This is a genomic window from Nitratireductor arenosus (genome assembly GCF_009742725.1).
Taxonomy (GTDB): Bacteria; Pseudomonadota; Alphaproteobacteria; order Rhizobiales; family Rhizobiaceae; genus Mangrovimarina; species Mangrovimarina arenosa.
In genome coordinates, this window is sequence record NZ_WPHG01000004.1 from 269,331 (window position 1) to 283,072 (window position 13,742).

The 13,742-nt window shown below is 63.6% G+C and carries 15 protein-coding genes; 3 read left to right on the forward strand and 12 right to left on the reverse strand.

Going from position 1 to position 13,742, the window contains the following annotated elements:
• Window positions 1-33: 33 nt before the first annotated feature.
• From GN330_RS17790 to aptA, 3 genes are read right to left on the reverse strand one after another with little or no spacing between them, the layout of a single operon-like run.
• On the reverse strand, window positions 34-1,284 hold the full coding sequence (locus GN330_RS17790; RefSeq protein WP_156714063.1) for a Zn-dependent hydrolase: 1,251 nt from the start codon (window positions 1,282-1,284) through the stop codon (window positions 34-36).
• A gap of 13 nt (window positions 1,285-1,297) precedes the next feature.
• A complete protein-coding gene (locus GN330_RS17795) occupies window positions 1,298-1,591 on the reverse strand; it encodes a cupin domain-containing protein (protein WP_156714064.1) in 294 nt (97 codons plus the stop codon).
• Between the two features lies 1 nt (window position 1,592).
• Entirely contained in the window at window positions 1,593-2,921 is a 1,329-nt protein-coding gene (gene aptA, locus GN330_RS17800; RefSeq protein ID WP_156714065.1) for an omega-aminotransferase AptA, read from the reverse strand.
• 249 nt (window positions 2,922-3,170) lie between these two features.
• On the opposite strand from aptA, the gene GN330_RS17805 reads away from it, so the two are divergent.
• Complete coding sequence (locus tag GN330_RS17805; protein ID WP_343040839.1) at window positions 3,171-3,803, forward strand: TetR family transcriptional regulator C-terminal domain-containing protein; 633 nt, start codon at window positions 3,171-3,173, stop codon at window positions 3,801-3,803.
• 24 nt (window positions 3,804-3,827) lie between these two features.
• On the opposite strand, the gene GN330_RS17810 is transcribed toward GN330_RS17805, so the two are convergent.
• The 5 genes from GN330_RS17810 to GN330_RS17830 all read right to left on the reverse strand — a co-directional run bounded on the left by GN330_RS17810 (window position 3,828) and on the right by GN330_RS17830 (window position 6,714).
• A complete protein-coding gene (locus tag GN330_RS17810; RefSeq protein WP_156714066.1) occupies window positions 3,828-4,238 on the reverse strand; it encodes a PaaI family thioesterase in 411 nt (136 codons plus the stop codon).
• Window positions 4,239-4,283: 45 nt separating this feature from the next.
• A complete protein-coding gene (locus tag GN330_RS17815) occupies window positions 4,284-5,231 on the reverse strand; it encodes a DMT family transporter (RefSeq protein WP_246188741.1) in 948 nt (315 codons plus the stop codon).
• Between the two features lie 88 nt (window positions 5,232-5,319).
• Window positions 5,320-5,691 (reverse strand): DoxX family protein, encoded by a 372-nt coding sequence (locus tag GN330_RS17820; protein ID WP_156714068.1) that lies wholly within the window; start codon window positions 5,689-5,691, stop codon window positions 5,320-5,322.
• Window positions 5,692-5,722: 31 nt separating this feature from the next.
• Window positions 5,723-6,187: a carboxymuconolactone decarboxylase family protein gene (locus GN330_RS17825; protein WP_156714069.1), complete on the reverse strand. Its 465-nt coding sequence runs from the start codon at window positions 6,185-6,187 to the stop codon at window positions 5,723-5,725.
• An 11-nt stretch (window positions 6,188-6,198) separates the two neighbouring features.
• Window positions 6,199-6,714 (reverse strand): RrF2 family transcriptional regulator, encoded by a 516-nt coding sequence (locus GN330_RS17830; RefSeq protein ID WP_156714070.1) that lies wholly within the window; start codon window positions 6,712-6,714, stop codon window positions 6,199-6,201.
• A 379-nt stretch (window positions 6,715-7,093) separates the two neighbouring features.
• Between GN330_RS17830 and GN330_RS17835 the strand changes: the two genes are divergently transcribed.
• A complete protein-coding gene (locus GN330_RS17835) occupies window positions 7,094-7,822 on the forward strand; it encodes a class I SAM-dependent methyltransferase (RefSeq protein ID WP_156714071.1) in 729 nt (242 codons plus the stop codon).
• Between the two features lie 166 nt (window positions 7,823-7,988).
• On the opposite strand, the gene GN330_RS17840 is transcribed toward GN330_RS17835, so the two are convergent.
• On the reverse strand, window positions 7,989-9,620 hold the full coding sequence (locus GN330_RS17840; protein WP_197435221.1) for a diguanylate cyclase domain-containing protein: 1,632 nt from the start codon (window positions 9,618-9,620) through the stop codon (window positions 7,989-7,991).
• Window positions 9,621-9,662: 42 nt separating this feature from the next.
• Here GN330_RS17840 and GN330_RS23530 point away from each other — a divergent pair, with 42 nt between their 5' ends.
• On the forward strand, window positions 9,663-9,806 hold the full coding sequence (locus tag GN330_RS23530) for a hypothetical protein (RefSeq protein WP_197435222.1): 144 nt from the start codon (window positions 9,663-9,665) through the stop codon (window positions 9,804-9,806).
• A 335-nt stretch (window positions 9,807-10,141) separates the two neighbouring features.
• Here the strand turns inward: GN330_RS23530 and preA are convergent, their stop codons facing one another.
• The 3 genes from preA to GN330_RS17855 are packed head-to-tail and all read right to left on the reverse strand — an operon-like array spanning window position 10,142 to window position 13,180.
• Window positions 10,142-11,452 (reverse strand): NAD-dependent dihydropyrimidine dehydrogenase subunit PreA, encoded by a 1,311-nt coding sequence (preA, locus tag GN330_RS17845; RefSeq protein ID WP_156714073.1) that lies wholly within the window; start codon window positions 11,450-11,452, stop codon window positions 10,142-10,144.
• A 2-nt stretch (window positions 11,453-11,454) separates the two neighbouring features.
• On the reverse strand, window positions 11,455-11,784 hold the full coding sequence (locus GN330_RS17850) for a hypothetical protein (RefSeq protein WP_156714074.1): 330 nt from the start codon (window positions 11,782-11,784) through the stop codon (window positions 11,455-11,457).
• Between the two features lie 43 nt (window positions 11,785-11,827).
• A complete protein-coding gene (locus GN330_RS17855) occupies window positions 11,828-13,180 on the reverse strand; it encodes an NAD(P)-dependent oxidoreductase (RefSeq protein ID WP_156714075.1) in 1,353 nt (450 codons plus the stop codon).
• Window positions 13,181-13,742 lie beyond the last annotated feature (562 nt).

Genomic DNA, 13,742 nt, shown 5'->3' on the forward strand with positions numbered 1-13,742 from the left:
GCGCATGACCAGCCGATACGGAACGCCAATTCGTCACTCCACGATCTCCGCCGTCTCGACCACCGCGTGGAACAGCACGTCGGCGCCGGCGGCGGCCCACTCCTTGGAGATTTCCTCGGCCTCGTTGTGCGAAAGCCCGTCGACGCACGGGCACATCACCATCGCCGTCGGCGCGACCCGGTTGACCCAGCAAGCGTCGTGACCGGCGCCCGAAACGATATCGCGATGCGAATAGCCGAGCCGCTCGGCCGCCTCGCGCACCGCCGTGACGCAGCCCTCGTCGAAGGTGACGGGATCGAAATGGCCGACCGGTTCGATCTCGATGCCCAGCCCGAGTTCCTCGGCGATTTTCGGCGCCTCAGCCTCAAGCCGCGCCTTCATCGCGTCGAGTGTTTCCTGGTCGGGCGAGCGGAAATCGATGGTGAAGACCACCTTGCCGGGAATGACGTTGCGCGAATTGGGATAGACGTCGCAATGGCCGATGGCGCCGACCGCGGCCGGCTGATGGCTCATGGCGATCTCGTGCACCAGTTCGGTGATGCGCGCCATGCCGAGCCCGGCATTCTTGCGCATCGGCATCGGCGTCGAGCCGGTATGCGAATCCTTGCCGGTCAGCGTCACCTGCAGCCACCACAGCCCCTGGCCGTGCGTGACCACGCCGATATCCTTGCCCTCGGCCTCCAGGATCGGCCCCTGCTCGATATGCAGCTCGAAGAAAGCGTGCATCTTGCGCGCGCCGACCTTTTCCTCGCCCTTCCAGCCGATGCGCTCCAGCTCCTCGCCGAACGTCTTGCCCTTGGCGTCCTCGCGCGCATAGGCCCAGTCGAGCGCGTGTTCGCCGGCAAACACGCCCGAGGCCAGCATCGCCGGCGCGAAGCGGGTGCCCTCCTCGTTGGTCCAGTTGGTGACCACGATCGGGTGTTTGGTCTTGATGCCGAGGTCGTTGAGCGTGCGGATCATCTCCAGCCCGCCGAGCACGCCGAGCACGCCGTCATATTTGCCGCCGGTCGGCTGGGTGTCGAGATGCGAGCCGACATAGACCGGCAGCGCGTCGGGGTCGGTGCCCTCGCGGCGCGCGAACATGGTGCCCATTTCGTCGACGCCCATCTCCAGCCCCGCCGTCTCGCACCAGCTTTGGAACAGGCGCCGGCCCTCGCCGTCCTCGTCGGTCAGCGTCTGGCGGTTGTTGCCCCCGGCCACACCGGGACCGATCTTCGCCATCTCCATCAGGGACTCCCAGAGACGGTCGGCGTTGATCCTCAAATTCTCGCCCGGTGCGGCCATATGCTGATTTCCCCTATTTCAGTTCGACTTCCATGAAGGCCATCGGCGCGTCGCCGGCATTGACCACATTGTGCTCCACGCCCTCGTCGCGGCGATAGCTGACGCCGGCCTCCATGTCGACGCGGCGCGCCGTCCCGCCCGGTTCCTCAAGCAGGAAGGCGCAGGGCGTCAACGTGGTCACGACATAGTCCAGGCCGTGACAGTGCCAGCCGGTTTCCGCACCCGGCGGGAAATCCCACCGGGTCACGCGCACGCGCTCGTCGTCGATCAAGACGTCGTGGCTGGCTTTCGGGCGCTCGCCGCCCATCTCAATCCACCATGGTCAGCACTTCGCGCACATGGTCGACGAGTTCGTCGATCTGGCCCTTGGTGATGATCAACGGCGGCGACAGCGCGATGATGTCGCCGGTGGTGCGGATCAGCGCGCCGCGCTCGAACGCCTTGACGAAGGCCGAGAAGGCGCGCTTGCTCGGCTGGCCGGCGATCGGTTCGAGCTCGATCGCGCCGACGAGGCCGATATTGCGCACGTCGATGACATGCGGGGCGTCCTTGAGCGAATGCAGCGCGTCCGCCCAGTGCTCCGACAGCTCGGCCGCGCGCGTCAGCAACCCTTCTTCCTTGTAGGTGTCGAGCGTAGCAAGCGCCGCCGCCGAGGCGATCGGATTGCCGGAATAGGTATAGCCGTGGAAGAACTCGATCAGATGTTCCGGCCCGTTCATGAACGCATCGTGGATCTCCTTCTTCACGAACACCGCCCCCATCGGGATGACGCCGTTGGACACGCCCTTTGCGGTCGTCATAATATCGGGGATGACGTCGAAATAATCGGCCGCGAACGGCGTGCCGAGACGGCCGAACCCGGTGATGACCTCGTCGAAGATCAGCAGGATGCCGTGCTTGTCGCAGATCTCGCGCAGGCGCTTGAGATAGCCTTTCGGCGGGATCAGCACGCCGGTAGAGCCGGCGACGGGCTCCACGATCACCGCGGCAACGGTCGAGGCGTCGTGCAGCGCCACGATGCGTTCCAGCTCGTCGGCAAGGTCGGCGCCGTGCTCGGGCTCGCCGCGCACGAAATTGTTCTTTTCGGGCAAATGGGTGTGCGGCAGATGGTCGACGCCCGTCAAAAGCGTGCCGAACATCTTGCGGTTGGCGACGATGCCGCCAACCGAGATGCCGCCGAAATTGACGCCGTGATAGCCGCGCTCGCGTCCGACCAGCCGGAAGCGCGAGCCCTCGCCCTTCACGCGGTGATAGGCGAGCGCGATCTTGAGCGCGGTGTCGACGGATTCGGACCCGGAATTGGTGAAGAACACATGGTCCATGCCCTGCGGCGCGACGTCGACCAGCCGGTTGGCGAGTTCGAACACGACCGGATGGCCCATCTGGAAGGCGGGCGCGTAGTCGAGCTCGGCCGCCTGGCGCTGGATCGCCTCGGTGATCTTGGGGCGGCAATGGCCGGCATTGACGCACCACAGCCCGGCCGTGCCGTCGAGGATCTCGCGGCCGTCGGACGTGGTGTAATGCATGTCCTTGGCGGCGACGAGCATGCGCGGCGCCTGCTTGAACTGACGGTTGGCGGTGAACGGCATCCAGAACGCGGAAAGATCGTTCGGTGCGACATTCAGTCTGTTGGACATACCAGGCCTTTCATTTCGTGGTTTGAGCCGATGTTGCGCCAACGTTTGGTTTTTCGCGCGTAACTGTGCTACGCCATTTTTGACCGATTGGACAAACGTTAGCACCGCCATGAAGGCGGTCAAGGGAATTGTAGACGAAGTGCGCGCCCGGCTTCGCGCTCCACAAGCCGGCATCCGCTGGTCCAGTCGATTGGTCCAAAGATTGGGGGCGGTCTTGAGCGTGGCCGCTAGCGGAGCAGGAATACGAACGTGGATACAGCTTCGCCGAAAACCCGCACCCGCATTCAGAAACAGAAACGCGAACTGATCCTGGAAGCTGCGCTGGAAGTGTTTTCCCAGCACGGTTTCCGCGGCTCCACGATCGACCAGATCGCCGAGGCCGCCGGGATGTCGAAGCCGAACCTGCTTTACTATTTCCGCAGCAAGGAAGACATACATCACACGCTGATCCAGCGTCTGCTCGACACCTGGCTGGCGCCGTTGCGCGAACTCGACGACGTTGGCGATCCGCTGACGGAACTGCGCGGTTATATCCGCCGCAAGCTCGAAATGGCGCGCGATTTTCCGCGCGAAAGCCGGCTTTTCGCCAACGACATCCTGCAGGGCGCGCCGCGCGCCATGCCGATGCTGGAAGACGAGTTGAAGACGCTGGTCGACGAGAAGGCCGAGGTCATTCTGGGCTGGATGAAGGCCGGCCGGATCGCGCGCACCGACCCCCGCCACCTGATCTTCTCGATCTGGGCCACCACCCAGCATTATGCCGATTTCGACGTTCAGGTCCGCGCCGTGCTCGGCCCCGGGCGCGACGGCGAGGGTCGGTTCGAAGACGCCGCCCGGTTTTTGGAGCAATTGTTCATGGACGGGCTCAAGCCGAAGGGCTGACGCGGCGCGGGGCTTTCGGCCGCCTCACCCCGCCTTCCAGATCGTTCCCTGCGCGGCCGCGCACAGTTTTTCCACGCCGGCCTCGTCGATCGCCACCACATCGCACTGGCACACGGCCTGGGACTTGCCCGCGCCCGTCACGCGGGCCCGCGCCACCAGCCGGCTGCCCTTGGCGGGCCGCAGATAATTGATCTTGAACTCCAGGGTCACCGAATCCCCCAGCACCGAGCCGCCGGCATAGGTCAGCGCGTTGTCAGCCAGATAGGAGACGACGCCGCCATGGGCGAAACCGTGCTGCTGCAGATGTTCGGGCTTCAAATCGAGCCCGAGTTCGGCCCGGCCGGGCTCAAAGGTGACGAGTTCGGTGCCCAGAAGAACGCTGAAGGGCTGGGCGGCCAGGATTTTGCGGCCATAGTCGAAAAGAGCTTTATCCATTGCCGCCTCCATTGCATCCATCCCTTCATCCCCGTGCGAGCGGCCTCAGCCATCGCGCGAAAACACCACCACCGCCAGGGCAAGAACGGTGACCAGCGCGCCCGCTGCCACGCTCGCGCTCACCCAGCCATGGCCAAGCATGCCCTCGTAGAGGATGACGATGCTCGGCATCAAATAGCCGTAGGCGAGCACCTTGGAGGCCGGCAGCCGGAGCGTGGCGAACTGCAGCAGGAAGAAGGTGCCGGCAGTGGTGAAGACGGCGAGATAAGCGATCACCGCCCACACGATCACGGGCAGTTCCGCCCAGGCCGTGCCAGAGATTTCGCGCAGCCCGTAGGCAGCAATGACGATGCCCGTGGCCATCAGGGTCCAGAAGGTGAAGGCCAGTACCGGCTCGCCGCGATTGAGCTTGCGCACCAGCGGGGCATAGGCGGCGTGACAGGCACAGCCGAAAAAGAAGATCACCTCCCCGCGCCCGACATCGAAGCCGAGAATGGCATCGAGGTCGCCGCGAAAGATCACCCAGATCGCGCCGGCCGCCGCGACCACCAGGCTGAAGACGACCAGCGGCCGCGGCACCTGGCCCAAAAACAGATAGCCGAAACCGGCGCTCATCAGCGGCATCAGCGTAAAGACCGCGCCGGTCGACACGGGCGCGGTGAATTGCAGCGCCACGAACATGGTGACGAAGAAGATCGCCATCAGGCCGCCCAGCACCAGGAACCGCCAGGGCGCGTGCGGCCGCGCCAGCGCGCCGCCGCCGATCAACAGCCAGGTCGCAACGCCCATGATCGTGGTGCCGAACAAAAACCGCGCCGCGTTGATCGCGGCCGGCCCGATATGCGGGGCCGCCAGCGCGCCGAAGGAAAACGAGCCTGCCACGAGCGCCGCAAAACACAGCCCCGCCAGATGGCCGAGCAGCTTCTGCCTGCCGGTGGCGAAACTCCTGTGATCGGGTCGGCGCGCGACGTGAAGATCGGCGGCGTGGGTCAAGCAATTCTCCCCTTGGCGCATCTGACGTAACGCGCCGGTCGCTACGGGAAAAGCTTTTTCGGTTGGTCCTGAGCCGCCGGGCCTGACCTTAGCCGGCCGCCACCAGAAGGAATGAGCCGACCAGCGCGACATTGCTGGCAAGCCCGTTGATCCGGTTGGTCCGGTCTAGCCCCTGATAGTCCCAGAAATTGTGAAACAGATAGGTCGCTGCCATTAGGAAGGCGATCAGCGCCAGTGCCGCCGGCATCAGCCACATCCCGGCGATCACCAACGCGCCGGCGCCAAGTTGCAGGGCGATCGCGGCGCGAAGCAACACCGGCGCGAACGGCAAACCGCGCGCCGCGATTACCCCGGCCAGTATGGGGAAAGCCCGGATATTGCGCCAGCCGGCAAAGACAAAGACACCGCCGATCAGCAAACGACCGGCCGGTTCGGCGAGAGACAGAAACGCGATAGACATGATGACTTTCCTGCAAAAAAGGACCGCGCCATCAGGCGGCGCGGCTTTCGCCATCGACAACGGGATGGATTGTGCGGAAGGGGATCGCGATCCGGTTCCAGATATTGATGACGCCGATCAGGACGGTGAGCTTGACCAGTTCGGACTTCGAAAAATGCCGCGACACCGCCTCGTATTGTTCATCTTCGACCGGCCCGTCAGCGATCCTGGTCAGCCTTTCCGTCCATTCGAACGCGGCGCGCTCGCGCGGCGAAAAAAGCGGCGATTCCCGCCAGGCCGAGACGAGTTGAACGCGCTGTTCGCTTTCGCCGTCGCGACGCGCCTCGCGGCTGTGCATATCCACGCAATAGGCGCAGCCGTTGATCTGCGAGGCGCGCAGCTTGACGAGGTGAACCAGCCCGATATCAAGGCCGGACTGCTTTACCGCCGTGTCGAGCTCGAGCACGATCTTCAGTAGCGCGGGTTCGGTCTTCCAGTAGTCGAGACGCTGTTGCATGATTTTTCCTTTCATTCGGGGTTCGACAGGGGGCTCCCGGGGCGCTGATGCCGCTCTAGAAACGCGCAGCCGAACGCCAGTGCGCGCGGATCGGCCTCGGCCTCATAGCCGGCAATCACGTCGGCAAGCCGCGCGGCGCGCAGAGCGCCACGCCAGGCCTGCTCGGCCCTGAGCATGGCGACGTTGATACCGCAGGGTTTGCGATAGGCTTCAGGCTCCAGCGCACCCGGACCGCGCTGGCGGATTTCGCCGCACCGAAAGGCCGGCTCCGGCCCCTCGACCGCGAGTACAATATCGAGCAGGGAAATCCGCGTCGCCGGTCGGCCAAGCCGATAGCCGCCGTGAGGGCCGGGCACGGAGGCAAGCATGCCCGCCGCGACCAGTCTGTTGAGATGTTTGACGAGATAGCTCGCCGACACGCCATGATAGTCGGCCAGCGCCGCCGCCGGCAGGGTCTTGCCGGGCGCCAGACCGGCCAGCAGCGCGGCGCAATGGATCGCCGCCTCTACGCCTTCGGACAGTTTCATCGCCACTTCCTATTTTCGATATTTTCTATCATGGATATTTTTTATCTTCAATGTAAGCATGAGGGCCTCCTGACGCGCCCTGACAGGCGTTTCCTTGCCGGCATCGCCGCCCGCCGATGAAATCCATCTGGGCTTCCGGATCGGGGAAGGCGGACGCCAGAGGGCATTGACAGCGCCTGCCGCGTTCCCGATAACCGGCCTATGCGCGAAAAGGACACGTTGATTGTTTCCCGGCCCGCCGGCATCCCTGTAGGCGGGATGCCGGATAAACGACCGCGCTGAAAGCAGCACGCATCGCGTATCCCGCAACCCCGCCGCTGACGGACGGGGTTTTTCTGCGGACGTGCCCCGTCCCATCGGTAGATCGATGGAGAGAAAAATGGCACAGAACATCTACGATAATCCCGAGTTTTTCGCCGGCTACAGCGGACTGCCGCGCCAGCAGCATGGCCTGGCCGGCGCGCCGGAATGGCCGGCCGTCCGCGCTATGCTCCCCGACCTTGCCGGACGGCGGGTTGTCGACCTTGGGTGTGGCTTCGGTTGGTTCACCCGCTGGGCGCGGGAAAACGGCGCGGCCGCCGCGCTTGGGATCGATCTATCGGAAAACATGACCGCGCGCGCCAGGGCCGACACGACCGATCCGATGGTCACCTTCGAGATCGCGGACCTGGAAAAGCTCGTCCTGCCGCAGGAGGCTTTCGATTTCGCCTACAGCGCCCTCACCTTCCACTATATCGAGGATTTCGGCGCCCTCGCGGCAACCGTCCTGCAGGCGCTGACCCCCGGCTCGCATTTCGTCTTCACGATCGAGCATCCCGTCTATATGGCCGCCGCGCACCCACGCTGGCTGACCGACGATCACGGCCGCAAGACTTGGCCGGTCAACGGTTATTCCGTCGAGGGCGAACGCCGCACCGACTGGTTCGCCAGGGGCGTTCTCAAATATCACCGCACGATCGCCACCACCCTCAATACGCTGATCGGAGCGGGTTTCGCGATCCGCCATGTCGGCGAATTCGCGCCGACTGCCGCCCAGATCGCGGAAAACGCTGATCTCGCCGAAGAAATCGAGCGGCCGATGATGTTGCTGGTGTCGGCGCAGCGATAGGCTGGTTCACAACCCTGGAACAATGTCCCGAGAGCGGGGCTCCGTTTTCGAGAAGCCCATGCCCGAACGCACGTCCGGCGAAGGCCGGGACCGGTTTTGGGGCACAACATGCGCAATCTCGAAAGCCTGGGGTGCGCCGAGCGAGGCTGAAACAGTGCAGCGCGCTTCAACCGGCGGCGCGATCCGCGCCGCTTTCACCGGCATGTCGGCCAAAATCCGGATTGAAGGTCCGCACCGTGTTACGGCCGGCCGATTTTGCCGCATAGAGCGCCTGGTCTGCCTTCCTCAACAACTCATCGGGACTAACGCCATCATAGGGTGCGAACGCGATGCCGATGCTCGCGCCGACAAGCGCGCGCGAACCGTCCAAGCTGAAAGGTTCGACAAAGGCGGCGAGGATACGCTCCGCCAGCCCTAGGGAACCGTCCGGTTCGTCGGCACTCGTCGACAGGATCGTGAACTCGTCACCGCCGATGCGCGCCACCACGTCCTCGCTCCGGCATACCGACTTCAGCCGTCGCGCCACATCCGCCAGCAAAAGGTCGCCCGCCGCGTGGCCAAACGTATCGTTGACGGGCTTGAAGCGGTCGAGGTCGAGATACATGACCGCAAGCCAGCCGCCTTTGCGCTTGCGCTGTGCAAGCGCCTGCTCAAGCCGCTCCATGAAATGGCGCCGGTTCGGCAGGTTGGTCAATGGATCGTGACTTGCAAAATAGGCGTTCTGTTTTTCGGCCCGCATGCGTTCGGTGATGTCGATCAGCGTTCCTTCGAAATAGGCCGGCTCCCCGTTTTCGTCCCAGACCGTCCAACCGTTTTCGGAGACCCAGATGCGTTCGCGTGTCTTGTGACGATAGACCTCCGAAACGAAATCGATGACCCGCCCGGTTCGGCCCATGAGCCGCGCCCATTCCTCGCGGCGCTGCGGTTCGACATACCACTCAGAGGCAATATCGTTGACGGCCGTGACCAGTTCGGCCTCCGAGGAATATCCGTTCAGACGAACCAGCGCCGGGTTGGCGCGCAGCATTCTGCCGTCGGGCGTGGTTCGGTAAACCCCCACGACGGCATTTTCAAACAGGGCCCGGTATTCGGCCTCCGCCTTGCGGAGCTTTTCTTCCTGCTGCAGCCGACCGGTGATATCAAACACCGACGAAACGACCTGCATGTCCGCCGCGCTCTTGTCAACCACGTTGGCCGACACCAGCACCGAGCGAACGCTGCCGTCGGCGGCGTGGACCCGGGTGGGGAAATCCCGCACTGCCCCCTCGCGGGCGAGAGAGGCCAAGAGCGCCGATCCGTCGCCGGGATCTTCATGAAGATCGGCAGCCCGGCAACCGACCAGCCCGCCCGTCGAACCGTGCAGGAACAACCCGGCCGCCTTGTTAGCCCGCCTGATCCTCCCGCTCGCCGTCGACACCACCACCAGCGGGATCGGAACCGCCTCGAAGATACGTTCGATCAGCTTGCGGCTTTGCGCGAGCTCGGCGAGCGCCTCGGCGCGAGAGCGCGCGGTTGCCCAGGCGATCCGCAGATCACGCCCGCTCCGCCCGCGCAATGCCGCAAGAAGCCCGGTGAGGACGATCAGCGCCACACCCGTCCGCAACGTTGTTTCCGTCGCTCCGGCATACGCGGTGTAACTGCCCATCATGACAAGGCTTGCAACACCGTTGGTGATGACGGCAACTCGAAAGCGCGTCGGAACGGCCAGATAAAAAGCCGCAGGCAACATCAGGACGGAGACCGCGTCGACGTTCTGCTGAACAAAAATCAACGTCGCCGCGGCCAGCGTGATCACCACCTGCCAGACGACCAGCAGCGGTTCGACGAGCGACTTCGCCACATGTCCGACCACCAGCAGGCAGGCAAGCGACGCGGCAAACGCGACCGAGCGCGCGGCAAGCGCAAGGGGAACGAGTTCCTGGTCCGCGAGAAGAGCGTTAACGCCGGCCAGGACGAGGCTGACCAACAGCCCGAGGCCGAATAGGAACTTCGATTGCCTCAGAATTTCGGCATATTGGTCGCGACGGAAATCATCCTCGAGCGCGGCATCCCGAAACTCGCCGGTGAAGCGCGACAGGGCGCGCGCGGGATCGTTCGCGGACAAGGCATCTGGTCGCATATATCTGTATCGCCGGCTGCCAATGGATGCATCACTAAACGGCGATCATGCGGGTGGAGGGTAAAAAAACGGACAACAAATCGATAGGACGCCAACAATCCATCCATCAACCGGGCCGACGCCCGATTGATGGATGGTCCTTGTCTTGACGGGTGAAATTTTCCGCCAGCGCGAAACGGCGGCGTCAACGCCTGCGCTGGCTATTCCGCGGCCTGCCTCGCGGCCGGGTTGTTGGGATGCGTCGTCCAGTTGGCATAGGTCGGATCGACCTTTTCGCCTGTGCGCTTGTCGAGGGCTCCAGCCTCCAGCGCCACCATGTCGATACAGCTCTCGACCGGGCAGACATTGACGCACAGATTACAGCCGACACATTCCTCCTCGATCACCTCGAAGCGGCGCTTGCCGTCGACGATTGCCGTGATCGCCTGGTGCGAGGTGTCTTCGCAAGCGATGTGGCAACGGCCGCACTGGATGCACAGATCCTGGTTGATGCGCGCCTTGGTGACGTAGTTGAGATTGAGGTATTGCCAGTCGGAGATGTTGGGTGTGGCACGCCCGATCACATCGTCGAGCGTGGCGTGGCCCTTGACGTCCATCCAGTTTTTCAGGCCCTCGATCATCTCCTCGACGACCTTGAAGCCGTAGGTCATCGCCGCCGTGCACACCTGCACGTTGCCCGCCCCGAGCGCCAGAAACTCGGCCGCGTCGCGCCAGGTGGTGATGCCGCCGATGCCGGAGATCGGCAGGCCGGCGGTCTCGGTATCGCGCGCGATCTCGGCCACCATGTTCAGCGCGATCGGCTTCACCGCCGGGCCGCAATAGCCACCATGCGAACCCTTGCCGTCAATGGTCGGCTCCGGCGCGAAACTGTCGAGATCGACGCCGGTGATCGAGTTGATCGTGTTGATCAGCGACACGGCATCGGTGCCGCCGGCCCTGGCCGCGCGCGCCGGCTTGCGGATGTCGGTAATGTTGGGCGTGAGCTTGGTGATCACCGGCATGCGCGAGTTCTGCTTGCACCAGCGCACCACCATCTCGATATATTCGGGCACCTGCCCGACGGCGGAACCCATGCCGCGCTCGGACATGCCGTGCGGGCAGCCAAAATTCAGCTCAATGCCGTCGGCTTCGGTCTCCTCGACCAGTTTCAGGATCGACTTCCAGTTCTCCTCCTCGCACGGCACCATCAAAGAGACGATCATCGCCCGGTCGGGCCACTCCTTCTTGACCCGCTTGATCTCGCGCAGATTGGTCTGTAGCGGCCGGTCGGTGATCAGCTCGATATTGTTCATGCCCAGCAGACGCCGGTCGCCGCTCCAGATCGCGCCGTAACGCGGCCCGTTGACGTTGACGACATGCGGGTCCTCGCCGAGCGTCTTCCACACCACACCGCCCCAGCCGGCGCGGAAAGCGCGTACGACATTATATTCCTTGTCGGTCGGCGGGGCCGAGGCGAGCCAGAACGGGTTGGGGGATTTGATCCCGACGAAATTGTTGCGGATGTCTGCCATGGTCAGTTCCCCTTGTTGGCCGCGAGGTCCGGAAACAGGGCGGGAAGGCCGGCAATGCGACGCCAACCTTCACTCTTTTCCACCGCCTCCACGCGAAGATCGTCAAAATACCGGTCGAGGACCGCCACCCGCTCTTCGGCGAGCGGCGGATCGCAATAGTCTTCTTCTTCCCACATCGCATTCCCGTCGGCGCGCAGACAGGCATTCTCGAGTGCGACCGTGAGCGCGCCGCCAAACGGTTTGAGCGAGCGGAACGCGGCGCGGTCGAGTTGGTCGCTCAGTTCCGCCATCAGCGCGCCGCGTGGTTTCGCCGTCACCAGGTAATGGCTCATGGTCCCGTTCTCCCTTGCGCGGGCCGTGTCCATGCCGGCGCCGTCAGCCCATCAACGCCCGGTCGATGCTCATCGCCGCGTCGCGGCCCTGCGCGACCGCGGAAACCGTCAGATCGTCGCCGCCGAAAATGCAGTCGCCGCCGGCCCAAACCTTCGTCATCGAGGTCCGGCCCTCCTCGTCAACCTTGATGCGGCCCTTTTCGAGCGCGATCGCGTTGCCGCTGCCGTTGAGCGGGGCGGCATCGAAAGTCTGGCCGATCGCCTTGAACACCTGGTCGGCTGCGAGCGTGACCACCTCACCGGTGCCTACCAGCTTTCCCTCGACCAGGCGGGTATATTCGAGTTCGATGCCCACCGTCGTGCCATTGACCGCAACGACGCGTTTGGGCTGTTGCCAGTGGCGAATAACGACGCCGTTCGAGGCGGCAAGATCCTGCTCGTATTCCGAGGCGTTCATATGCTCCTTGCCGCGCCGGTAGCAGATCGTCACCTCCTCGGCGCCGAGCAGCTTGGACTGGATCGCCGCGTCGATCGCCGTCATGCCGCCGCCGATGACCACGACCCGGCGGCCGACGGGGATGGTGGCGAGATCGTCCGCCTGGCGCAGGCCGGCGATGAACTCGACGGCGTTTTCCACGCCCGACGCGTCCTCGCCCTCCGCGCGCAGCGCGTTGACCCCGGCCAGCCCCATGCCCAGAAAGACGGCATCGTGCTTAGCCGCCAGTTCGGCAAGCGCGATGTCGCGGCCGAGCGCCATGCCATATTCGATCGAGATGCCGCCGACCGCCGTCACATAATCGACCTCGGACTGGGCGAATTCGTCCACGGTCTTGTAGGCGGCGATACCATATTCGTTCAAGCCGCCCGGCTTGGGTTTGGCCTCGTAAAGGGTGACCGCGTGGCCGCTGACCGCCAGCCGATGGGCGCAGGCGAGGCCGGCCGGTCCGGCGCCGACCACCGCGACCGTCTTGCCGCTCGACGCGGCGCGTTCGTAAAACTGCCTGCCTGCTTCCATCGCCACGTCGGTGGCGTAGCGCTGCAGCCGCCCGATCTGCACCGGCTTGCCCTCGGCGACCTCGCGCACGCACACTTCCTCGCACAGCGTTTCGGTCGGACACACACGTGCGCACATGCCGCCAAGAATGTTCTGGTCGAAGATCGTCTTGGCCGATCCGAGCGGATTGCCGGTGGCGATCTGGCGGATGAACATCGGGATGTCGATCGAGGTCGGGCAGGCCTGCAAGCACGGCGCGTCGTAGCAGAAATAGCACCGATCCGCCTCCACGACCGCTTCATGGCGGTCAAGCGGCGGATGAAGATCGGAAAAATTTTCCGAATATTGCGCTTGCGACAGTCGCCCGGCGGCAATCCCGTCCTTGAACTGGCCTTGTGCCATCCTTGTTCCCCATTCTTGATTTGGGAAAAATCTAGCACGTTTTCTTTTTTTATCAATCGGTCAAATTTTTAGATCACTGCCAGGCAGCGACTATTACATGAGTATTATTCTCATATTTTATCAGAGACGGAATCGGGTGCTGCAACCTTCCGGTTCCCGCGCTGCTCGGTCGCTTCTACGCCAAGATCGACGCAGGACCATCCCGCAAGGAAGCCCCACCGCCGTGGAGCCGAGATGTTCCAAGTGCGCGATTGCGATGTGATACTCTGTAACATCCGGATACGGCGGCAGAACCGATACGGCCCAACCGCGCTGTGCGCGGGAATGCAACAACCAGCGAAATATCGTTGACGAAAATTCAATCTTGTTCAGTTTACCTCACAAAATGGCCTATCGCCGTTATCGACTACTTCGGCATTAGGCCGACTCGCAAGTTGAGCACGTGTCTGATATTCAAGGAGATACGGGTGATTCCGGTGAATTTCTTCGCTGACCTTCCAGAAAATGTGCCGCTGGAATAGCGCCCTCTCATTTTGTTTGCTATAAAACCTTCAGCATCAAA